The sequence below is a fragment of the Terrisporobacter mayombei genome (assembly GCF_020748465.1).
GTDB classification, from domain to species: Bacteria; Bacillota; Clostridia; order Peptostreptococcales; family Peptostreptococcaceae; genus Terrisporobacter; species Terrisporobacter mayombei.
Map to the genome: position 1 here is coordinate 443,837 of NZ_JAHZMP010000003.1, position 22,102 is coordinate 465,938.

At 27.7% G+C, this 22,102-nt stretch carries 23 protein-coding genes; 3 read left to right on the forward strand and 20 right to left on the reverse strand.

Annotated features, from left to right (window positions below; all coding sequences use genetic code 11):
* Positions 1-144 precede the first annotated feature (144 nt).
* The 3 genes from K0039_RS12835 to K0039_RS12845 are packed head-to-tail and all read right to left on the reverse strand — an operon-like array spanning position 145 to position 1,552.
* Positions 145-327: a DUF1858 domain-containing protein gene (locus K0039_RS12835; protein WP_074919608.1), complete on the reverse strand. Its 183-nt coding sequence runs from the start codon at positions 325-327 to the stop codon at positions 145-147.
* Between the two features lie 30 nt (positions 328-357).
* A complete protein-coding gene (locus K0039_RS12840) occupies positions 358-909 on the reverse strand; it encodes a hemerythrin domain-containing protein (RefSeq protein WP_228105467.1) in 552 nt (183 codons plus the stop codon).
* 4 nt (positions 910-913) lie between these two features.
* Positions 914-1,552, reverse strand: a complete 639-nt coding sequence (locus K0039_RS12845; protein WP_228105468.1) for a hypothetical protein — start codon at positions 1,550-1,552, stop codon at positions 914-916.
* Positions 1,553-1,715: 163 nt separating this feature from the next.
* On the opposite strand from K0039_RS12845, the gene K0039_RS12850 reads away from it, so the two are divergent.
* A complete protein-coding gene (locus K0039_RS12850) occupies positions 1,716-2,357 on the forward strand; it encodes a Crp/Fnr family transcriptional regulator (RefSeq protein WP_228105469.1) in 642 nt (213 codons plus the stop codon).
* 70 nt (positions 2,358-2,427) lie between these two features.
* On the opposite strand, the gene K0039_RS12855 is transcribed toward K0039_RS12850, so the two are convergent.
* The 11 genes from K0039_RS12855 to K0039_RS12905 form a co-directional block, all read right to left on the reverse strand.
* Positions 2,428-2,637 (reverse strand): hypothetical protein, encoded by a 210-nt coding sequence (locus K0039_RS12855; protein WP_228105470.1) that lies wholly within the window; start codon positions 2,635-2,637, stop codon positions 2,428-2,430.
* A gap of 29 nt (positions 2,638-2,666) precedes the next feature.
* A complete protein-coding gene (locus K0039_RS12860; RefSeq protein ID WP_228105471.1) occupies positions 2,667-3,266 on the reverse strand; it encodes a PIN domain-containing protein in 600 nt (199 codons plus the stop codon).
* A gap of 124 nt (positions 3,267-3,390) precedes the next feature.
* Entirely contained in the window at positions 3,391-5,031 is a 1,641-nt protein-coding gene (gene hcp / locus K0039_RS12865; RefSeq protein ID WP_228105472.1) for a hydroxylamine reductase, read from the reverse strand.
* Between the two features lie 126 nt (positions 5,032-5,157).
* Positions 5,158-5,565 carry a hypothetical protein gene (locus tag K0039_RS12870; RefSeq protein WP_228105473.1) on the reverse strand — a complete coding sequence of 136 codons (408 nt, stop codon included), beginning with the start codon at positions 5,563-5,565 and terminating at the stop codon, positions 5,158-5,160.
* A gap of 182 nt (positions 5,566-5,747) precedes the next feature.
* Complete coding sequence (locus tag K0039_RS12875) at positions 5,748-6,542, reverse strand: hypothetical protein (protein WP_228105474.1); 795 nt, start codon at positions 6,540-6,542, stop codon at positions 5,748-5,750.
* Positions 6,532-7,419: an ABC transporter ATP-binding protein gene (locus K0039_RS12880; protein WP_228105475.1), complete on the reverse strand. Its 888-nt coding sequence runs from the start codon at positions 7,417-7,419 to the stop codon at positions 6,532-6,534. The genes K0039_RS12875 and K0039_RS12880 overlap by 11 nt, the downstream gene beginning before the upstream one ends.
* 4 nt (positions 7,420-7,423) lie before the next feature.
* Positions 7,424-7,792 (reverse strand): GntR family transcriptional regulator, encoded by a 369-nt coding sequence (locus tag K0039_RS12885; RefSeq protein WP_331476755.1) that lies wholly within the window; start codon positions 7,790-7,792, stop codon positions 7,424-7,426.
* 137 nt (positions 7,793-7,929) lie between these two features.
* Complete coding sequence (locus tag K0039_RS12890) at positions 7,930-9,033, reverse strand: RICIN domain-containing protein (RefSeq protein WP_228105476.1); 1,104 nt, start codon at positions 9,031-9,033, stop codon at positions 7,930-7,932.
* A 136-nt stretch (positions 9,034-9,169) separates the two neighbouring features.
* A complete protein-coding gene (locus K0039_RS12895; RefSeq protein ID WP_228105624.1) occupies positions 9,170-10,120 on the reverse strand; it encodes a phosphoglycerate dehydrogenase in 951 nt (316 codons plus the stop codon).
* Between the two features lie 220 nt (positions 10,121-10,340).
* Positions 10,341-10,760, reverse strand: a complete 420-nt coding sequence (locus tag K0039_RS12900) for a DUF3783 domain-containing protein (RefSeq protein WP_228105477.1) — start codon at positions 10,758-10,760, stop codon at positions 10,341-10,343.
* Positions 10,761-10,784: 24 nt separating this feature from the next.
* Complete coding sequence (locus K0039_RS12905; protein WP_228105478.1) at positions 10,785-11,828, reverse strand: lysylphosphatidylglycerol synthase transmembrane domain-containing protein; 1,044 nt, start codon at positions 11,826-11,828, stop codon at positions 10,785-10,787.
* A 246-nt stretch (positions 11,829-12,074) separates the two neighbouring features.
* Here K0039_RS12905 and K0039_RS12910 point away from each other — a divergent pair, with 246 nt between their 5' ends.
* Positions 12,075-12,854 (forward strand): methyltransferase domain-containing protein, encoded by a 780-nt coding sequence (locus K0039_RS12910; RefSeq protein ID WP_228105479.1) that lies wholly within the window; start codon positions 12,075-12,077, stop codon positions 12,852-12,854.
* A 58-nt stretch (positions 12,855-12,912) separates the two neighbouring features.
* On the opposite strand, the gene K0039_RS12915 is transcribed toward K0039_RS12910, so the two are convergent.
* From K0039_RS12915 to K0039_RS12925, 3 genes are all read right to left on the reverse strand, one after another.
* Positions 12,913-13,554: an HAD family hydrolase gene (locus K0039_RS12915; RefSeq protein WP_228105480.1), complete on the reverse strand. Its 642-nt coding sequence runs from the start codon at positions 13,552-13,554 to the stop codon at positions 12,913-12,915.
* Positions 13,555-13,751: 197 nt separating this feature from the next.
* Complete coding sequence (locus K0039_RS12920) at positions 13,752-16,286, reverse strand: FAD-dependent oxidoreductase (protein WP_228105481.1); 2,535 nt, start codon at positions 16,284-16,286, stop codon at positions 13,752-13,754.
* A gap of 218 nt (positions 16,287-16,504) precedes the next feature.
* Positions 16,505-16,699, reverse strand: a complete 195-nt coding sequence (locus K0039_RS12925; protein ID WP_228105482.1) for a double zinc ribbon domain-containing protein — start codon at positions 16,697-16,699, stop codon at positions 16,505-16,507.
* A gap of 257 nt (positions 16,700-16,956) precedes the next feature.
* Here K0039_RS12925 and K0039_RS12930 point away from each other — a divergent pair, with 257 nt between their 5' ends.
* Positions 16,957-17,925, forward strand: coding sequence for an ornithine cyclodeaminase family protein (locus K0039_RS12930; RefSeq protein ID WP_228105483.1), 969 nt, complete (start codon positions 16,957-16,959; stop codon positions 17,923-17,925).
* Positions 17,926-17,974: 49 nt separating this feature from the next.
* Here the strand turns inward: K0039_RS12930 and rlmD are convergent, their stop codons facing one another.
* The 3 genes from rlmD to K0039_RS12945 all read right to left on the reverse strand — a co-directional run bounded on the left by rlmD (position 17,975) and on the right by K0039_RS12945 (position 21,969).
* On the reverse strand, positions 17,975-19,336 hold the full coding sequence (gene rlmD / locus K0039_RS12935; RefSeq protein ID WP_228105484.1) for a 23S rRNA (uracil(1939)-C(5))-methyltransferase RlmD: 1,362 nt from the start codon (positions 19,334-19,336) through the stop codon (positions 17,975-17,977).
* Positions 19,337-19,410: 74 nt separating this feature from the next.
* The gene (locus K0039_RS12940; protein WP_228105485.1) at positions 19,411-20,103 is read right to left on the reverse strand and encodes an HMG-box domain-containing protein; all 693 of its coding nucleotides are present in this window, start codon (positions 20,101-20,103) and stop codon (positions 19,411-19,413) included.
* 300 nt (positions 20,104-20,403) lie between these two features.
* Positions 20,404-21,969, reverse strand: coding sequence for a sodium:neurotransmitter symporter family protein (locus K0039_RS12945; RefSeq protein ID WP_228105486.1), 1,566 nt, complete (start codon positions 21,967-21,969; stop codon positions 20,404-20,406).
* Between the last annotated feature and the right edge of the window lie 133 nt (positions 21,970-22,102).

Consider the following 22,102-nt stretch of genomic DNA (forward strand, 5'->3'; position numbering starts at 1 on the left):
ATTATATTTTTTTAACAAAATAATCCACAAAAAAAATATATTAGTAGAAAAATAAAAAAATATCTACTTTTATAATTATAAAAGTAGATATTTTCTAAAACACTAAAAACTCTTAGGATTTTTCCTAAGAGTTTAATATTGTTACTATGCATTTAATGCAGCTAATAATTCTTCTAAATTTATTCCATGTACTTCAGAAGCTTGTTCTAAAGTTTCAACCTGAGCTGAAGGACAACCGATGCATCCCATTCCAAATCTCATTAGTATTTCAGCTGCTGCTGGATTCATTTGTATTATTTCACCAATTGTATTATTTTTAGTTATCATAGTTTTAATCTCCTTATTATTTTAAATTTTTTATTTTATATATTTTTCTTCTAGATTATTAAGTATACCAATATTTTCTTCTCGAGTGATAGAATTTTTTTCTTCATATTCAAAACATTCTTTATCTATTGATTTTAGTAATTTTTCATCTAATGTTCTCATCGCATAAGTAAATATTACGTTATCTTCTTTATGAATATGATTTTCTAATAAAGTTGTATAAGAAATAGCATTTGCTACAACATCTAATTTTGCTTCTTTATTTCCACCTTCTAATTGCTTTAAAGCTAATTCTAAATTTCTTATATAATTTCTGCCTAAGTCATGTTCTACTAGCATACCGTGGGTAATTATATTTTTACCCGTTTCTCCTAAGTTTTCTACCATTTTATTAAACAAAAATATTTCTTCCTTTTTATGATGATGATTATCTGCAAAATTTTTCACAAAATTTATCATGCTTTTAAAATCGTCATAATTAATTTCTCCATCTTCTACTAATTTAAAACATGATTTTCTTATTACTAGAAGCATTCTTTTTACATATTTGTGTTCTTCTATTAATAACTCAATTCCGCTCATTTATTTATCTCCTTTTTATTGTTTTTGTATTTCCATCTTGTAAATCATATTCATAATCATTATTTAGTTCATTTACAAAATATTTTATCCAAGCATTTCTTAGATCATAAAAATAATCTACTTTACATCCTACCTCTTTCCATATATCTTTATGAACACAAATTCTTTGTACCCATTCTATTTTATCTTCATCTTTCAATATAACTTCATTCACCCTATCACAAGGCATTCCATCTAAAATATAGTCGTTTATACAGTTAAATAATTCTTCTGGTGTAGATGGCAACTTCCCTTCTGATTTTATTTCATTAGCTGCTACTATTCCCTGTGATTTGTAAACTTCTTCTAATTTAGAATAATTTTTTTCATCAGCTTCTATTAATAATTTTGTCCAAGCTGCCATTCTTCTTTCAGCACAGTGAATTTGATTTTGTAACCACCCATGAATGTTACTTGTGTCTATTAACTCTTCTAATGGTTTATTCGGTAGTTTTTCTCCATACTTATTTTGGATTTCAGCACTTAATTTCTCAACCTCAAATCCTTCTTCTTTTGCTAAATTTATTATTTCATTTTCTAGTTTCTCAAACCATAAAATTTTATTGAATAACCAGTAATGTATTTTTCCTAAAAATAAACTCATAAACACATCTCCTTTATCTTTTTTATTTCTTATCTTTTGTATTATTTGTACCTATAATACCTTAATATTCACTTTCATTCTGTAACATATGTTACATCTACATAAAATTTACATTTTTATGATAAAATCAATAGTAAGAAATTTATTATTTTAAGGAGTTAAAATGTTTAGAGATAAAAGCGAAGAATATATTTTAGATCTTTTTAAAGATGCTAACTATACAATAAAAAACTATGCAAAAAATCATATAATCGCCATGGAAGGAGATACTTGCTCTTCTATAGGTTTAATTTTAGATGGAAGTATTGATATAAAAAGAATATTAGGAACTAAGGTGATACACGTATCATCATTTGGTAAAGGTCATATTTTTGGAGAAGTTATTGCCTTTTCTGATATTAATTTATATCCAGCAACAGTTATGTCTTCTACTTATTCTAAAATAATGTTCATAAACAAGAATAATTTTATAAGATTTTGTACTTCTCACAGTGACTTTTTAGAAATGTTTTTAAATGATTTAAGTAACAAGATTTTTGTTTTAAATAATTCTATTACTAACTTAACATTTAATAGTATTAAACAAAAAATTTGTAACTTCTTAATTACTGAATACAAGCTACAAAATAGCGAAAATATTAAGCTGAAAATGACTAAAGAAAAGATTGCTGAATCTTTAGGTATAACTAGACCTTCTCTTTCTCGTGAGTTGATTAATATGAAAGATATGGGGCTTATTGATTATTCACGAAGTCATATTAAGATTTTAGACTTAGAGGAAATAGAAAATATTTTAGCCGAGTAAATAGACCTGACTTTACTAATTGCACAGTAAAAAGCTAGTGTAGTTTTATCTACACTAGCTAACTCTTGTTTTAACTAAAAGTTAAATATTCATTTTCCAATTCATTTACTATGTAATCGATTCCTTTTGAGTAAAAATCATTGTCACCACAAAGCTTCACATAAGTAGTAGATTTAAAGAATATATCTGTACTTTCTTGTAATGATATATTTTTTAAACTTGCAAAATGATTAATAATCTGCGGAAAAAGTGATTTTAATAATTCGTCTTTAGCATTCATTTTTTATCTCCTAATAATTTATTAATAGTTTATGCAGTTTCATTAATATTAGATTTTTCATTATAGTAGTCTTCTAATATATCTATGCATCTATATAGTACAGTGAAATTTCCACCAAACTCCATTAGAAATCTATCTTGAGCATCTAATAGAGATTTTGCTCCAGCTAATATAAGTGTCATTTTTATTGCTGTTTTTGATCTAAATCCTTTTTCTATAAACTTATCTATTATATTATCTACATCATCTTCTTTAAATAACTCTGAAATACTATTTATAAGCTCTATTTTATAATCAGTGCAGTTTTCTAAAAGATTTATAGAACTCAAAAATCCTCGATCTTTACTTACTATATAATAATGGTTAGCCTCATATCTATGTTGTCCTATTATGAACCCTAGATAAGATACTAATTGAAAATCCAAGCTATTTTTTACTCCTGTAGTAACATTTATTTTCAAAATATTTGCCTTTGTGTTTAAGCATTTTAATTTATCTCTTCCAAATTGAAATACGTTTGTTCTTTCTGTTACAAATAGTATTATTATATCTTCTTCATTTAATTTATTTGCACTGCTTAGAGCAGTAATATTCACATTCTCCGTATCAACTAAAAATATTCTTTTCATAATAAATACCCCCTAAAAACTTTTACTTATTTAGAGTGTGTCCAAAAGAAAAAAATATAAACCTCATTATTTAAACTAAAAAATATCCTATAGATTTAAATCTATAGGATATTTTCTTATATTATTATTGTTCCATGAACATTTTTATATCATCTTCTACGTTAGTTATTCCACCTATTCCAAAGTTTTCAACAAGAACTTTAGCTACATTTGGTGATAAGAAAGCTGGAAGTGTTGGTCCTAGGTGTATGTTTTTTACTCCTAAGTATAGTAATGACAATAATACTATTACAGCTTTTTGCTCATACCAAGCTATATTGAAAGCTATTGGAAGTTCATTTATATCTTGTAATTCAAATACTTCTTTTAGTTTTAAAGCTATTAAAGCTAATGAGTAAGAGTCATTACATTGACCTGCATCTAAAACTCTTGGTATTCCGTTTATATCTCCAAGATTTAATTTGTTGTATTTGTATTTTGCACAACCTGCAGTTAATATTACTGTGTCTTTTGGTAGAGCCTCTGCAAATTCAGTATAGTAGTTTCTTGATTTAACTCTTCCGTCACATCCTGCCATTACAAAGAATTTCTTAATTGCTCCAGATTTAACTGCATCTACTACAGCATCAGCTAAAGCAAATACTTGATTATGAGCAAATCCTCCTACTATTTCACCAGTTTCTATTTCTGTTGGCGGTTCACAAGTTTTTGCAAGTTCTATTATTTGAGAGAAGTCTTTATTATCTTCACTTTCTCCTTTTATATGTTTAACTCCTACAAATCCTGCTGCACCAGTAGTAAATATTCTATCTTTGTAGCTATCTTTTGGTGGTACTATACAGTTTGTAGTCATTAGTATTGGTCCATTGAAAGATTCAAATTCTTCTTTTTGTTTCCACCAAGCATTTCCGTAGTTTCCTGCAAAGTGAGAATATTTTTTGAATGCTGGGTAGTAGTGAGCTGGTAACATTTCAGAGTGAGTGTAAACGTCAACACCAGAACCTTGCGTTTGTTGTAATAATAATTCTAAATCTTTTAAATCATGTCCTGATACTAGGATACCTGGATTATTTCTTACTCCTATATTAACTTTAGTTATTTCTGGGTGTCCATAAGTTCCAGTATTTGCGCTGTCAAGTAGAGCCATTCCATCTACCCCTACTTTACCAGTTTCTAAAGTTAAAGCTACTAAATCATCAGCACTTAGAGTATTGTCTAAAGTTTTAGCTAATGTTGCTTGCATAAATGCATTTATAGCTTCATCATCATATCCTAAAGAATTCGCATGTTTCATATATGCTGATAAACCTTTGATTCCATAGATTATTAATTCTCTTAAACTTCTTACATCTTCATTTTCTGTCGCTAATACACCAACAATTGGAGCTTTTGTATCCATTTCTTCTTTAGTTGAAGCAGTCCATAAAGCAGCTTCACTTAAGTTTTCTGCATTATCTAATTTTGCTAATAATTCTTCCTTAGTATCTAAAGTAGTCTTTACTCTATCATAGAATATTGCATCATCAAAGTTTGCATTAGTTATAGTAGTGAATAGGTTTATAGTTACTAAGTGATTTACTTCACCACTAACTTCTTTTCCTTCTCCTCTAAGTCTAGTTGTAACTTCTGATAATCCTTTTGTTGTATATATTAATAGGTCTTGAATTTTTGCTAGATCTGGTGATTTTCCACATACTCCAAACTTAGTACATCCTGTACACCCTGCTGTTTCTTGACATTGAAAACAAAACATTTTATTATCCATTGTTATCCCTCCAAATTTTTAATGTTTATCTTATATACACATTATATATACAACAATAAAAAGAATCTGTAACATATGTTACAGATTCTTTATTTTTTTAATATATTTTCTTTATAACCTCAATTACTATTCTAAACTCTCTAAGACAGCACAAAATTTCCTAAATTCATCTATATTCTTTATATCTTTTAAATTTCTAATATCAATCATACTGTTACTAGGTTTATGTTTTAAAAACTCCATATCATATATTTCACATTTACAAAAACCTTTTAAAAATACATACTTATGTGGTTCATATTTATCAATGTTGTTCTCAAAGTATTTTATCTTCGCATAACACAATCTATTAATATAAAACAATAATGCTAATGCTGATTCCTTTTGGGCAAATTTATGTGAAAAATACTTAACAGAATGATATTTATCATGCTTAAATTCCCATCTCAGATCATCTGAGCAAGTAAGGGAATATTTTTCTATCAGTTTTATTTTATCTAAACTTAGTTGTCTCTTTAATATTTCACCATTCATGTCCCCACCCCTAAAAATATTAGTATTAATTAAATTATAATCCATGGATTATATAAATACTATTTAGGTTCACTAGTTTACATATTGAAGTTTTAGATAATAAATAGCAATAAATAAAATTTTTAAATATATTATTATAAAAATTTGCTTTGTACAAGTTAATATACTAGAAATTATCTATATTATATCAAATCATTTGCATATTCTTTTGTTGGAGCTTTCATTAATAATTTATTTCCCACAAATGAGAATATTCCTATACAAATTATATTAAGCAATATTATTAATACTGAATTTTCCACAAAATAAACTATAATGTTACAAATTACTACTCCTAAATCAATTATAAATTTATCCATTCTAAGAGCTGAGTTTATTATATATCCTATTAATACAACTGGTATAACAATAAATACTAGAATATTAGTTCTTTTTCTTAACCTATATCCAATAGCACCTATCATATATCCCAATGAAAATAGCATTAAACCATTCATAAATCTACTAAATATAGTTTTTATAATCCAAATAAATGTTATATCAAGATTTTTCATTTCCATACCAGCTACTTCTGCCCACGGAAAATCAGTGATTAAAACTACATCTCTATGTGTAATCACTTCTACTAATGTTTTTAAACCAATTTCTAAGGCCGTTGAAAATACAATCATAGATAATGACATTATAACTGCCCATACAGCTAAAGCCTTTAAGAAATTTTTTCTATCCCCTCTTATACTAATAGCACCAGAAAAATTCTTTAATATAAACATAATTCCAGCCATAAAACAAAATGTCATACTGTAGATATTCGCTTGACTATACAACTCTATCTGTCTATTAAATCCTGGCTCTAATGCCATATATATATTAGATATGGCTGTAAGTCCTTGATTAACAACTGCTATAAGTAAAAGTATTAGTATCATTTGTGTAGCATCTTTTTTTATAAAATTAAAATATGGATTATTTCTCATACAAAGCCTCCTCTTTTTTATTCATATTTATAAATAAATCTTGTAAACTCATTTTATCTAGCTCTATATCCGAATTTTCTATCATGATGAAATCTTCATTATTTATATCTCCATAATAAGCACACATTTTATTATTTCCAAAAGATTTAGCTAAGATCATTTCTTGCAAGATAGATAATCTATTTAAATCTTCTCTTTTTCCACTTATATAATGTGATTTATCCCTTACTTCATCTATATAGTCATCTACTTTTACCTTTCCATCTTTAATCATTAATACCTTTTCTAAAAGTTCTTCCACTTCATTTATTAAATGAGTTGAAATAATAATAGTTCTATTTTTATCCATGTAAGATTCCAATAATACATTATAAAATTCTTGTCTGTTAACAGCATCTAAACCTATGGTTGGTTCGTCAAAAATAGTTATTGGTGCATTGGAGCAAATCCCAATTATATTTGATACTAAAGTTTTCATTCCTCTAGACAATTTTTTATAAACTAATTTTTTATTTATTTCAAATAGTCTACATAGTTTATCTTGAAGTTTATAATCATAATCCTTATAAAAATAAGAATATGCTTTGAAAATATCTTTTACTTTATATGTTGCATCAAAGAACTCTTTTTCCCTAACTACACAAACATCTTCTAAAACAGACACATCTTCTCTAGGATTTTTCCCAAATATCTTTACTTCTCCACTATCACAAATTAATTGATTGGTAATTATATTGATTAATGTACTTTTTCCAGCTCCATTCTTTCCTAATAGTCCATATATTTTATCCTCTTCAAAGTCCATAGATATGTTATCACAAACTACTTTATCTTTAAAATTATGACTTATATTCTTAACTTCTATAGCAATACTCATTTTATCACCCCTTAAAATTCTTAATCATATCTAATAATTCTTCTTTTTCTATATCTAACTTACTAGCCTCTTGAATTAAGTCTTTAATATATATGTTCTTGAAGTTTTCTTTTCTAGACTTCTTAATTACTTCTTTAGCTCCCTTAGAAACAAACATACCTATCCCTCTCTTTTTATATAAAACCCTATTATCTACTAAAATATTTATTCCTTTCAACACTGTAGCTGGGTTTATTTTATATAACTTTGATAACTCTGTTGTAGAAGGTATTTGCATATCTTCATCAACACATCCAGAAAGTATTTCATCTTCTATTGCTTTTGAGATTTGAATAAATATGGGTTCATGGTCATTAAGTATTAACTTCAACATTCCACCTCCTTATATAGTTAATCACTCAAGTAATTAACTATATAAGTATGATAATTCATTAATCATCATACGTCAACCATTTTTCCCCACAAAAAAAAGAATCACCGGAATGATTCTTTGCATTATTATATTAACCTCTATTTATCAAAATGTATTGCTCCTATCGGTCCACCATAATGATATGAGAAGTAATTTGTAAATTCAGAAACAGTTTTAACTATTACGCTACCTTCTGACATCCCGCAATATCTATAGTTATCTGAGTAATATACTTTTCCATATATTATTGCATGTATAAATAAGACATGACCTGCTCCACCAGATCCATTATTATTTCCATCTACATAGCTATTTGGAAAAGATACAACTATATCATATACATTTTCATTATTATTAGCATCTACTATTTTACTTAAACAAGACTTACCAGAGTATTTCTTCTGTGTATATCCTGTCTCAGTCACTGCGTTTGACTTTAATTTAGAATACCATTGATTCCCGTTCCAATATGTATCTGGCGTCTGATATATTCCTAAAACTTTTAACTGACTGTATACATAAAGTGAACATTGCTTTTTAAAATCACTTCTTCCTGTGATTTCCCTACATTTTTTATATGCTTTAGTAATTTGTAATTTTATTTCTGAAACACTCTTTTCTTTGTTTGAACTATTTAATTCTTCAGTAGTATTAGGTGATGAATTTTTAGATTCTAACTTCCATATTTGCTTTTTATTCCCCTTTTTGTATACTTGTACATTTACATTTGAACCACTTTTACTATCTGTACATGTTAATACATATTTAGTATTATTTACTGATTTAAGTATATATCCACCTGAAACCTTCTCAAATATCCATCTTTGAGTAGAATGACCTTTTCCACTTTTCTCATATAACATAACATTAGCATTTGCTTTTACTTTATCACCTTTTACATTAACTAATTTTTCACTAGAAGTACAAGTTGAGCTTAGAGCATAAGATGAATTAATTTTATATATTCTATACGTTTGACTCTTTTTCCCATTACCTTCATAAATATTAATATTTGTACCATTTGCTGTTTTTCCACCAGATACATTTAAGAATTTTCCACTATAATCATTTTTCAAAGTATAGTTTCCTTCTTTAATACTAGCACCTTCCATTGCATTTGCTATGACAGACATTCCCAAATTCCCTACTAAAATACATGCCATTATTAAACTACATAATATTCTTCTAAAATACTTTTTCATACACTCCCCCACATTTCTCAATATTTTCCGAATTATTTGTAACTTTTTGTTACCATAATAGTAGTTTAATTACCAAATAGTGTCAATAATGTAATCATTATAAAAAAATAAAGCATCTATATAGATGCTTTATTTTTTAATATCCTTTTTCTATTTCTACCTTATTTTCTAATTCTTTATTAGAAATAACTTTTCTCAAATTATTATAAAATAAATTAAAACTCCTTAATGAGTCTTGTTCTGATACCCATGAATTATGAGGCGTTATCATTATATTGTCTAAATCCCATAGTTTACTATTTTCACATAAAGGTTCTTCTTGAAAAACATCAAGAGCTATACACCTAAATTTATGAGCATATTCTATTAAATCATCTTCATCTACAATTTTTCCTCTTCCTACATTAATAAATGATGATCCTTCTTTCATAAGATTAAACTTTGATTTATTAATAAGTTTATATGTCTGTTTTGTAGATGGAATAGTGCTTATTACTATATCACAATTTTTAAATACCTCATCCATATCTTCTGTTGAAAAACATTTATCGAAATACTTTATGCTTCTTCCATCTGTATTACATCCCCATATTTCTACTCCAAAGGCTTTTAATCGTTTAGCACTCTCCGATGCAATCGTTCCTGTTCCTAAAAATCCGATTCTCTTTCCATAAACTTCAGAAACACTATAATCAAATATCCATTGTCTTTTATACTGCTTATTATAAAACTCTTTGGTATTTTTATATATTTGTAAAATCATTGATACAATCCATTCTGCAATAGGAATACTATAGCCACCTTTATTATTGCATAAAATGATATTTCTATTCATGACTTTATCTATAGGTACTTGATCAAATCCTGTACTACCTAGCTGTATGTACTTTAAATTTTTCATTTTAGATATATCTAATTTTTCAAAGGAATTATAAGTTACTAATACATCTATAGATTCTAACTCTTCATCTGTCATTTTATCTAAAGTAGATTTTGAACCTTCACTATTAAAAATAACATCATATCCTAAATCCCTTATTCTATTAAATTCTTCTTCACTAAATTTGAGTGTAAATAATGCTTTGATAACAACTCATCTCCCTTCAATTGAACTAAAAAAATTTCCACATACTTATTATATATTCTACATATTTCAAAAAAATACCTTCGTTACACAATAAAAAATCCTTCAAAAATACTTTGAAGGATTAATCTATATGAACAAATAAATACAAATCAAATCATAATTTATATTTATTTGTTACTATTATCTTGTCCATTTTAAAAATGATTATGTTATTTCTATTTTAGTGATTTAAAGTTTGACCTGACTTTAAAGCCTGTCTTTCTTGGATTAAATTATAAACTAATTTGTTTAAAGTCCAGTCTATAGTTGTATCTGTCACAACTGCGCTTAAAGGTCTCGTAATTTTCATTTTCTTTAAACTGTCTAAAAATCCATTAATTTTTAATTGAGTAATATTATTAAAGATTACAGCCTTATTTGTCCAGACCTCTTCATTATCATCAAATATATTATCATTTAATATGTCTTTTATAATAGTTTTTCCATTTTTGCTATCTACAAAAATACAATCTTTAATTCCTACTAGCCTTCCTATGTTTTTAATCATACTACATTCCTTTTTATTAAAATTAACTATAATCATGCAACTTCTATCATGAATATCGCTTATTGAACTTTGGTTTAATTTTTCAAATGACATTTTGCCTCCTATTTTTCGTAGTTTTTAAACTAATTTTACAGATTCCATTTTTTTATCCATTCTATAATGTGAGTATATAGTGAAAATTCCACATAGTATTAGTATTAAATAATACATAAACCCACCATATAAGAATACAGCATATCCTAGCAATGTTTGTGGGAATACTCGATTGAAAATAGTAAAGAAAGCTAATTCATTAGCTCCAATATTCCCTGGAGTTGGTATTGGTGATATAGCCATATATAAATATACTTGAAGAGTCATTAGATAAATGAAACTATGTCCGTTTAAGTTAAATGCTCTATATATCCAATAGGAAACACTAAAATAGAATGATATTTGAATTATAGTTAAAGTTACAGTAGTAATAAGTAATTTCTTATTTTTCATAAAAAACTTAACTGACTCTGTATATTCTTCTATAAATAAATCTATATTATCTTCTTTAGATTGTAAAAACTTAAATACTTTAAATTTTAATAAATATCTTACTACTTTGTGGCTTATTTCTTTTATTTTTGTTGTATTTATAATTGCTAAAAATCCAATTATAAATGTAAATAAGTTTACTGCCAATCCAAACATAACAAAAGGCATTACTGTTTTTAAATCATACTTTAATTTATTAGCATTCATAAAAATAAATATAGTGCAATAAATTGTAATTACTACTTGATAAAGTATAGTTTTATTAGTTATTATTCCCGTTGCCTTACTTAATGGAACTTTATATTTATTTAGTACATATATTTGAATAGGTTGGCTACCAGATGCAAAAGGTGTTACTAAATTATAATAAAACCCCATTATGGCTAGCTTAAAACCTATAAATGAACTCTTCAATTTATGTTGCTCATTAATTATCATTTGCAATATTATTCCTTCAAGAAAAATATAAAATAAAATTGCTATTCCCCCTATTAATAAATACTCCTTATTTACCATAGTAATAACACTAGACAACATGCTTATGTCTAAACTTTTTAAAACTAGATATATAGTTCCCACCATTAAACATAGTAAAAATACATACCTTAGGAAAGTTTTCTTTCTTTTATTATCCATAGTTATCTCCTAGTTTTTATTTTCTTATATTAATAAGTATACAACATAATTACAAATTAATAATATTAAGATTTTATTACATTATTGTCATGTGGAATATCATTCTATTCTAAATATATCTATATTATTTTTTTCTTTTTATGAAAATTGAATTCATCCATTTTTTTCTTGCATTCCCATCAATAACATGCTATTTTCTAATTATAAGAATTATTACAATAATTCCATTAAAAAGGGGGACTTTAAATGTTAGATTGGAATCCAGATCTTTATTTAAAATTTGAAAAAGAAAGAACACTACCTGCTAAAGATTTAATATCAAGAATAGAGGTAATAAATCCAAAAAAAATACTAGATGTTGGATGCGGCTCAGGAAATAGTACTCACGAGCTAAAGAAAAGATGGCCTAATTCAGAGATAATAGGCATTGATAATTCAAAAGCTATGATTGAAAAGGCTAGAAGTTTATATGATGATACTAAATTTATTTTACAAGATGCAACTGATGATTTATCTGCCCTAGGTAAATTTGACATCATATTTTCTAATGCTGCTATTCAACGTATTCCTGATCATGAAAATTTAATAAAATCTTTATATAATTCGCTTGAAGATAAAGGTGTACTTGCCATACAATTACCTTTAGTTGATGAAGTGAAAGCTCAACAAGCATTGTATGAATTAGAACATGTAAAAAAATACAAGCAATATCTAGATAATAAAAGCTTAAGATTTAATACTAAATCTAAAGAGTATTACTATGATATTTTATCTTCATTATTTAATCCAGAAAGCATCTATATTTGGTCTACTACATATACTCATGCCATGAATAGTTTAGATGATATCTTAAAATGGTATGAAAGTACAACTTTAGTCCCTTATTTGGATGCATTTCCAGATGAAGAAATAATTTCAAACTTTAAAAATAACTTCTATATTAAACTTAAGAATGTATATTTCCCAAGACCTAATGGTTCTGTCTTATTCAATTATGAAAGATTATTTTTAGTCGCTGCAAAATAGATAAAAAATAAGGTATATATTAACATATACCTTATTTTTTAGGCTTAAAACAAATTTACTATATTATTTCCTTGAAATCATATATATATTTATCACTTATTTTTTTTATCTCTTTAATCTCAGAATCTGCATATTTATCATATACACCTATAGCTTTAAAACCAGCTTTTTTCAAGGTATTTATTGCTACTAAAATATCCTCAAAACCAACACAATCTTGTGGATTAAAATCTAATTTTTCTGCAGCTAATAAATATATATCTGGATAATTTTTATCACGTTTTACATCTTCTAAAGAAGTCAGTGCATCAAAATACTCATATATATGATTATTCTTTAATACAGGTTCATAAAGTATCCTTGGCGATGATGTTGATAATGCTATTCTAATATTATCCTCTTTTAGTTTCTTTAAATATTCTTTTACATTTGGCTTTAGTTTAATATTATTAGAATACTCATATATAGCCATTTCATTCCATTCTTTTATAAGTTGTTCTTCACTTTCTTTCAAATTAAACCTTTCTATGGTGTATTGTGCTACTTTCTCAAAACTCATGGAATTTATTTTTTCTATGTAATCAGATGGAATATCTATGTTTCGCTTTTCCAAAAATTCTTTGTCTATTTTCTCCCATACCCCCATAGAATCAATTAAAGTTCCATCTAAATCAAATATGGCTCCCTTAAAATCAAACATACTTATCCTCTTGTTCATTAAATACTATTTATTTTATTCTATAAATTATTTTTTAATTTTTCAAATTTAATAGAACATAATTATATTATATACATATTATAATTATTACTTAACCTTCTTTTATACTTTATTTGAAGTTTTATTATAAAAACCTCTGAGTCATTATAACTTAGAGGTTTCCTCTTTGCATATAATTTTTATTTAAATATTTTGCTGAACAATCTATTTTCTTCTACTGCTATAGCCAAATCCACTAATTTACTAGTATCACCTATTAGTATAACTCCACTTAAACGGTTATTTATAAAATAGTATTTTTCATAAGTTTGTTTCTGGTCATCTGCAAATTCTACTGTTTTGTACTTTTTATTTGGATCTTTTCCATTGTCTCCTACAGCAAATAAAGAAGTATCCATTCCATTAAAAGTAAGTCCCGCACTAACTGTTTCATATGTTAATGAATCTCCAGCTGCATTTGCACCTGCAACTTTACCCATCTCCACAGCTTGTGGCCATATAGCATAATTTATGTTTTCAAATTCCGCACAATCTCCACATGCATATATACCTGATTTATTTGTTTCCATTTTTTCATTTACTATTACTGCTTTATTTACATTTATTCCACAAGTTGATGCCAATGATGTATTAGTTCTAACACCACAAGACACTACTACTAAGTCTGCTGGTATTGTTTCTCCATCACCAAGTTTTACTCCTGTAACACTGTCTTCGCCTTCAATACTATCAATTTTAACATTTAATTTTAAGTCTATTCCTGTTCCTTTAATTATATTAGCTAAAAAGTCTCCTGATTTTTCATCTAATTGACGAGGCATTAAAGCAGGTGCATGTTCTAAAACAGTTACGTTGCATTTAGCTTTACAAAGTTCCCAAGCTGCTTCTAATCCTAGTACTCCTCCACCAATTACTACTGCATTTTTAACATTTGGAAGTACTTCATTTATCTTATCAGTATCATATATTCTTCTAATTGCTATTACTCCTTCTTTCTCATTACCCGCAATTGATGGTATAAATGATTCTGCACCTAATGCATAAATACATTTATCGTATTTAAGTTTCATATCACCATCTAAAGTTACTATTTTCTCTTCCGTATATATATCTATTACATTTTTATCTAATATGTTAGTTATATTATTTTCCTTGTACCATTCTTCATTATAAATAGCCAATTGGTTGGCATCAAATTTAGCGATCATACTCTTAGTAAGCATTGGCCTATTATAACTTAATACATTTTCATTTGATATCATAACTATATTACAAGTATTGTTTCTTTCTCTTATAGCTTTCGCAGCATTTATACCCGCAGCACCATTACCAAGAATTAAGAATATCTCATTTGTATTATTCTTAAGATTGCTTTCTTCCACATTAACAGGTATAAAGTTTTCTCTTCCCACACCACATACTGGGCATATATTTAAGCTAGCATCAAATATTTCTCCACAAACTACACATTTTACTAATGGAGTTTCTGTTACTTTATTTTTAGCTTTTTTATTTTCTTTGTTTAATAATATACATCCAAAATTAAATCCATATTCATAAGCATCTTTCAAATCTTTTTTACCTGGTTTAAACTTAACTCTAAATCCATCTACCACTTTCATTTTAAGTTGTTTTAATCTTTCTAAAATATGAGGAACTCCTTCTCCACTCCAGCCGTAGCTACCAAAAGCACTGGCAAGTTTTCCTCCATGAGTTCCAGCAAATATTGAAGTTGTTAGATCCCAAATAGGTTTTAATGCTTCACCAACAATTGTTGGTGTTCCAAATAACAATCCATCTGCAAAACCTATTTCTTCTAAAACCTTAGCTGTATCACTTTCAACTAAGTCATAAATTCTAACATCTATATCTCCACTATCTTTTATCCCTTTTTCTATTTCATCCGCCAATTCTTTTGTATATCCATAAGCGCTAACATAAGGTATTATTACTGTTTTTCTTGAATTCGGATTTATAACTGTACACCATTTTTTATAAGTTTCTTTTATTTCATCAATTCTACAATCTATTACAGGTCCATGTCCTGTACAAATCATATTTACTTTTAAATCTTTTATTTTGTCTAAAGCTTTTAACATATGTGGTTTAAATGGACCTATTATATTATCAAAGTAATATTTTGCAGCTTTCATATATCCTTCATTATCAGTTACTTTACTTAATACCACATCGTCTAAACAGTAATGAGATCCAAATGAATCACACGTAATTAAAGTTTCGTCTTCTTCTATATAAGTATACATAGTGTCTGGCCAATGTAAGTGTGGTACAGAAATAAATCTTAGGGTTTTGTCTCCAACCTTTAAGATGTCGTTATCCTTGACAGTTAAGCTATAGAAGTCATGATTAACTATATTTTTTAAGAAGTTTATTGCTACTGTGCTTCCAACTACTTTTATATTTGGATTTACGTCTATTAATTTTTCCACACTACCTGCGTGATCCGGTTCAGTATGATTAACTATAATATAATCAATCTCACTTATGTCTACTATTTCCTTTAATCTTTCTAAGTAAGAATCGAAAAATTTAGCTTTAGCTGTCTCAAATAATACAACTTTATCATTTGTTTTTAACACATAAGAATTATAAGTAGTACCGAACTCTGTTTCCATAATAATGTCAAAAACCCTTAAATCCTTATCTAATACTCCTGCCCAATAAAAACCTTTTTTTAACTCTTTAAAATCCATAATTGGCCTCCCTTTATATATATATAATAATTAAATTTTTTGTATATATTTCATCATTGTTAATTTTTTATCATATGTATTATATATACGTTACCCCTATATTGTAGTTTGTAAACTTATTAATAATATTATATACTAAATTCAATGTAAAAAATAAACTCCTTTTATAAAAGGAGTTTATTTCTAATTTATCTATGCTTAATATATATTGTTATGATTTAAAGTATGTTTTTGCATTCATTGCAAGTTTTATTTACTATTGAGTTTTTTGCCCCACAAACTTCACAAAATACATGAGTAAAATCCTTTAACATACCGCCACAGTCTTGACAGAAATTAACATTATCATAGTTAACTTCTCCACACTTATTACAAACTTGAACTTCACTACTATCTTTTTTTATCTCCACCATGCTTACTAGCCTCCCATTTTTTTAATCCATTGACTATCATGCACACTATTCACTATATATTATAGTACAATTTTATACAATTAACAATATTGTGTATCATATTTATCAATAATAATATCATTAGTGTACAACATTTCAATTGTATAACTCTACTCTAATACATTCTTATATTCTTTTTAATGTAAATATCAATTTACTTTAGATTTTTTTACAATTATAATTAAATGAGAGTACAAATTAAGGGGGAACAAAAATATATGTTAATCATCAATGAAAAATACATGGAGCAAAATATAACAATGGAGGATGTATTAGGTTCTATAGAAAAAGCATTATTAATTCAAGAGTCTGGCAACTTTAGCCAACCAGATCGTATCCACTTAGGTGAAGACGAAAATCCATTTCTATTAATGCCTTGTTTTAAAGAAGATTATTTTTCTACCAAATTAATAACTGTATATCCTAAAAATAGTGAAATAGGCGAAGCTGTAACGCAAGGTGTTACTTTATTAAATGACATTAATACTGGCAAACCTTTAGCTTTATTAAATGGTACATATTTAACAGCATTACGAACAGGATGTGTTGGTGGCGTGTCTGCAAAATATTTAGCAAAAAGAGATGCTTCATCTATAGCCATAATTGGATCTGGAGTTCAGTCAGTATTCCAAGTGTTAGCCACATGTGCAGTTAGACCAATAAAAGACGTGTATGTATATAGTAGAACAGAGTCAAAAGTAAACTCTTTCATAGAAAAGTTACAGCTATTACTTCCTAATGTGAACTTCCACAGATGTAATTCTAGTAAAGATGCTGTAGAGAAAAGTGACATAATAATATGTGCTACTACATCAGCAAATCCTGTTATTCCTGATGAAGTTGGTTTATATAAAGGAAAACATATAATTGGAATAGGTTCTTATCAACCACATACTAGGGAGCTTTCTAGTTCTGTAATTAAAGCAGCTGATCATATTTATACTGATACTTTATTTGCCATAGAAGAAAGTGGTGATCTAGGGATCCCTGTTAAAGAAAATTTAATAAAAAAAGAAGATGTTCAAACTTTAGGTAAAGTTCTTAAACTTAATGAATTAAATGATAATTTGTTAAATTCTACTACTGTTTTCAAATCTGTTGGAATTGGTTTATTTGATTTATGTGCTGCTGAAGCCATATATAAACACGCTCTTGAAAATGGCGGTTCTATGAATATAGATTTATAATACATTAGTATATAAAAATAAAAAGTAGGGAAATTAATCTCCCTACTTTTTATTTTTTCTTAACTATAAGAGCTACATTTTCGATATGAACACTATGAGGGAACATATCTACCGGTTGTACCTCTAAGCATTTATATCCTCTTTCGTCTAGATAATTTAAGTCTCTAGCTAAAGTTGATGGGTTACACGAAACATAAACTACTCTGTCTGGTTCCATAGATACAATTGTATCTAATACCTTTTCATCACAACCTTTTCTAGGTGGGTCAACAACAACTACATTAGCATGTTTCCCTTGTTTATACATCTTTGGAACAACCTCTTCAGCTTTTCCCACATAGAATTCTACATTATCTAAATTATTTATCTTTGCATTTATCTTTGCATCTTTTATTGCTTCTCCTACAATCTCTATTCCATACACCTTTTTAGCTTTTTGTGCTAAGAATAATGAAATAGTCCCGATTCCACAGTATATATCAAATACGGTATCATTTTCTCCTAAGTTAGCATATTCTAATGCTTTATTATATAGTACTTCTGTTTGAACAGGATTAACTTGGAAGAATGATAAAGGCGATATTTCAAATATTAAATCTCCTATATTATCATTAATCTTTCCATCTCCATAAATTACTCTATTTTCGTTTCCTAATATTACATTAGTTTTTTCTCTATTCACGTTAACTACTAAAGTTTTAAATCCTGGAATATTTTCTTTCAATACAGATGCTAATTCATTTAAATATGGCAATTTTCTTCCGTTGGCAACTAATACTACCATAACTTCTTTAGTAGTAAAACCTACCTTTGTTACTAAGTGCCTTAAAACTCCTGTATGAGTTTTTTCATCATATATACTAACTTTATAAGCTCTTATATAAGTTTTAATTATTTTAATTATTTTATCATTTACATCGTGTTGTATAATACATTGGTTTGTAGGTATAATATCATGGCTCTTCTTTTTATAAAAACCAATTACAGGTACTCCATCTACTTTTTGAATAGGGAATTGAGCCTTATTTCTATATCTAAAAGGTTCTTCCATTCCTAAAGCATTATGAATTACCACATCATCAAGTTTTCCAATTCTGCTTATAACTTGTTTAACTTCATTAGTTTTTACATTAAGTTGTTCTTTGTAATCTAATTCTTGAATTTGACATCCACCACATTCTTTAAGCTCTTTGCTACATTTTCTTTCAACTCTATATGGTGATGGTTCCAGTATTTCTACTATTTCTCCAACGGCATAGTTCTTTTTTGATTTAGTTATCTTAACTTTAATCTTGTCTTTTACTAATCCGCCATCTACAAAAACTGTGAATCCTTCGAATTTACCAATTCCAACTCCACCTTGACCTATATCAACTATCTCTACAACGTACATTTTATCTCTTGACAACATAGGCTTTCCTCCGAACAATTAAATTTAGACTTCAAACATTTATTTTATCAAAAAAATAAGGACTATTAAAGTCCTTATATAAATAAATCTCTATTTTTTAATCCTAAATAAAATTGTGTACATGCAAGTATAAATAAAATAATTCCTCCTATAGAGCCTACGTACACTAGCTTTTCTGCTAAACCTTGTGATAATCCACTACTTACAATTTTCCCAACATAATAATTAAAGTTTTGCATTGCTTGGTATCCATATCTCATCCATGTAATTGCTGTCATAATCCCCATAGGAACTATACTCATACTCATATAAAATCCATTTATTGATCTTTGTTTACTACCTTTAACTCCCAATACAATTGGTACTAAAAATAATAAGGGTAACATATATCCATAAAATTGAGGTGTTAAAGCTAAAAATAATGCTGCAGTTAAATAAAATGCTAACAAATAATTTTTTAGTACATTTGTTTCACCTTTAAAATCTCTTAAAGATGCCTTTAAATATCTTATATATATTGGTAAATCATTTTCAATGCCTTGAGTATCTCTACCCATTCTCATATCCTTAATTAATTCTTTACCTTTTCCATTAAGCTGATTATATTGTTTACTAAAATATTCTGGTACTTCTACCTGCTCATATTCAGATTTTAACTTTTCTAAATCAGACAAATATTTTTGTATTTTTCTTTCTTTTATGCCCTTGAACTTCTTCGTTTCAGAGATTAATTGGCTAATTGTCATAACTACTAATCCTGTACTCATACAAGCACCCCCCTTTATATTTATGATACTATATAGGTATTGTTACTTCTACATTTTTATAATATTATTTATAAGTTCTTTTTTGTATATCTTCATTATTTATATAAAGAACCCTACGTTTTGTAGGGTTCTTTTTGTTTTAATTACTTCGTACTATTAAAAATCTATTTACCGTGGCTTACTATTTTATTTAATGCTATTCCAGCACAACCTAATATAATAACCCAAGCTATTGACAGAAAAGTCCAAGCAAATCCTGTCATTATATTCACCATCCTTTAAAATTAATCTATAATTTTATTAAGCTTCTACTTTATTATTAGCTATTTCAGAAGTATATTTAGATTTAATAGATTTATATGTTTGTATAAATCCAACTATCAATATACATACTACTACAGCTCTAGCAAGATTCACCCAGACAACAAACTGCTCATTACCAGCCATATAAGATGGTATTGCTTTAAAGTTACCAGCTAGGGCATAATCTTTAGTAAATATTGCTAAGAATACGATTATACAAACCGGTGTTAAGAATTGATGGAATAATCTAAAGAACCATTTTGGTACTTTCCATAATCCACCTTTATTCATTTCTTCTAATGCAGGGTCTCTAACTAACCAGGCTACAACTATAATTTCTATTAATCCAAGAACAATTAACAAGTAGTTACCTATCCAGTTATCAACTTCTGTGAAGTAGAATAAGTTAGCAGTTCCTGTCATTATTGATTCTAACGCTATTGGAGCACCAACTATTAAATACGCTACGAATATGATAAGAGCACCTTTCTTTCTTTGTATTCCCATGTCTTCTTCTAGTAATGCAACTAAGTAGTTGTACATTGCTATAGCTGAAGTAAATCCAGCAAAGAATAATAAGAAGAACCAAACAGCACCAAATATTCTACCACCAGTCATATCAGCAAATACATTTGGCAATGCCATAAATGCAAGTCCTATACTACCTTTTATGCCTTCTGGTCCAAGGAACGCATAAGAAATAGGTATAACAGAAGTACCAGCAAGTATAACTTCAGCAAATTCATTTAATGATACTGTAGCAACAGAAGCAGCTACTATATCTTCGTCTGCCTGTAAGTAAGATGCATAGTTACAAATAATACCCATACCTAAAGATAATGTGAAGAATATTTGTCCTGTTGCAGTTACTACTGAAGCAGAGTTCAATTTACTTAAATCTGGATTCCATACGAAATTTAATCCATTCATTGATGACCAATCAGGATTAACTGGAGCACCTAATGTTAACGCTCTTATAGCAAGTATAATACCAAATACATATATTGTTGGCATCATTACTTTAGCCCAAGCTTCTATACCTTCAGATACACCTTTCATAACTGCCCATCCAAGTAATGCTAGTGATATTACCCAGAATACCAACATCTTAGGATCAGTTACATAATTTACGAAGAATGTAGAACCATCTACACCTACATAGCCACCTGTTAATGATTGTACTGCATATCCTAGTGACCAACCTATTATATGAGTATAATAAGAGTTAACTAATAATGTAACTCCAAATGCTATAGCTCCAGCAAGAGCCCCAAGTATAATTGCAGTTTTTGGTTTTACAGCTTTTTTAGCTTGTAAATAAATCATCGGACCTACCGTTCCATGTCCATGTGCTCCACCATAACGTCCTATACTCCACTCTATTAACATTACAGGTATACCTATAACTATTAGAGCAAAGAAATATGGTATCATAAATGCGCCACCACCATTTGTAGCAGCTATATACGGGAATCTCCAGAAATTCCCTAATCCAACAGCATTTCCTGCCATTGCTAAGATAAGACCTATCTTAGAACCCCACTGTTCTCTGTTTTCTGCCATTTACTACTCCCTCCTTTTTATTTTTAGTATGACGGAAAATAAAACCCAAAAGAAATAACCAGACTAAAACCCCTTATTTTGTCAATATATTCACATTTTTGTAAATATTCTGATTATTCAGTTTATAAAAATA

What these genes read in the sequence shown, in the direction of transcription:
- K0039_RS12835 (WP_074919608.1), bottom strand. Translation starts at nt 327, where the DNA reads ATGATAACTAAAAATAATACAATTGGTGAAATAATACAAATGAATCCA.
- K0039_RS12840 (WP_228105467.1), bottom strand. Translation starts at nt 909, where the DNA reads ATGAGCGGAATTGAGTTATTAATAGAAGAACACAAATATGTAAAAAGA.
- K0039_RS12845 (WP_228105468.1), bottom strand. Translation starts at nt 1,552, where the DNA reads ATGAGTTTATTTTTAGGAAAAATACATTACTGGTTATTCAATAAAATT.
- K0039_RS12850 (WP_228105469.1), top strand. Translation starts at nt 1,716, where the DNA reads ATGTTTAGAGATAAAAGCGAAGAATATATTTTAGATCTTTTTAAAGAT.
- K0039_RS12855 (WP_228105470.1), bottom strand. Translation starts at nt 2,637, where the DNA reads ATGAATGCTAAAGACGAATTATTAAAATCACTTTTTCCGCAGATTATT.
- K0039_RS12860 (WP_228105471.1), bottom strand. Translation starts at nt 3,266, where the DNA reads ATGAAAAGAATATTTTTAGTTGATACGGAGAATGTGAATATTACTGCT.
- hcp (WP_228105472.1), bottom strand. Translation starts at nt 5,031, where the DNA reads ATGGATAATAAAATGTTTTGTTTTCAATGTCAAGAAACAGCAGGGTGT.
- K0039_RS12870 (WP_228105473.1), bottom strand. Translation starts at nt 5,565, where the DNA reads ATGAATGGTGAAATATTAAAGAGACAACTAAGTTTAGATAAAATAAAA.
- K0039_RS12875 (WP_228105474.1), bottom strand. Translation starts at nt 6,542, where the DNA reads ATGAGAAATAATCCATATTTTAATTTTATAAAAAAAGATGCTACACAA.
- K0039_RS12880 (WP_228105475.1), bottom strand. Translation starts at nt 7,419, where the DNA reads ATGAGTATTGCTATAGAAGTTAAGAATATAAGTCATAATTTTAAAGAT.
- K0039_RS12885 (WP_331476755.1), bottom strand. Translation starts at nt 7,792, where the DNA reads ATGTTGAAGTTAATACTTAATGACCATGAACCCATATTTATTCAAATC.
- K0039_RS12890 (WP_228105476.1), bottom strand. Translation starts at nt 9,033, where the DNA reads ATGAAAAAGTATTTTAGAAGAATATTATGTAGTTTAATAATGGCATGT.
- K0039_RS12900 (WP_228105477.1), bottom strand. Translation starts at nt 10,760, where the DNA reads ATGTCATTTGAAAAATTAAACCAAAGTTCAATAAGCGATATTCATGAT.
- K0039_RS12905 (WP_228105478.1), bottom strand. Translation starts at nt 11,828, where the DNA reads ATGGATAATAAAAGAAAGAAAACTTTCCTAAGGTATGTATTTTTACTA.
- K0039_RS12910 (WP_228105479.1), top strand. Translation starts at nt 12,075, where the DNA reads ATGTTAGATTGGAATCCAGATCTTTATTTAAAATTTGAAAAAGAAAGA.
- K0039_RS12915 (WP_228105480.1), bottom strand. Translation starts at nt 13,554, where the DNA reads ATGTTTGATTTTAAGGGAGCCATATTTGATTTAGATGGAACTTTAATT.
- K0039_RS12920 (WP_228105481.1), bottom strand. Translation starts at nt 16,286, where the DNA reads ATGGATTTTAAAGAGTTAAAAAAAGGTTTTTATTGGGCAGGAGTATTA.
- K0039_RS12925 (WP_228105482.1), bottom strand. Translation starts at nt 16,699, where the DNA reads ATGGTGGAGATAAAAAAAGATAGTAGTGAAGTTCAAGTTTGTAATAAG.
- K0039_RS12930 (WP_228105483.1), top strand. Translation starts at nt 16,957, where the DNA reads ATGTTAATCATCAATGAAAAATACATGGAGCAAAATATAACAATGGAG.
- rlmD (WP_228105484.1), bottom strand. Translation starts at nt 19,336, where the DNA reads ATGTTGTCAAGAGATAAAATGTACGTTGTAGAGATAGTTGATATAGGT.
- K0039_RS12940 (WP_228105485.1), bottom strand. Translation starts at nt 20,103, where the DNA reads ATGAGTACAGGATTAGTAGTTATGACAATTAGCCAATTAATCTCTGAA.
- K0039_RS12945 (WP_228105486.1), bottom strand. Translation starts at nt 21,969, where the DNA reads ATGGCAGAAAACAGAGAACAGTGGGGTTCTAAGATAGGTCTTATCTTA.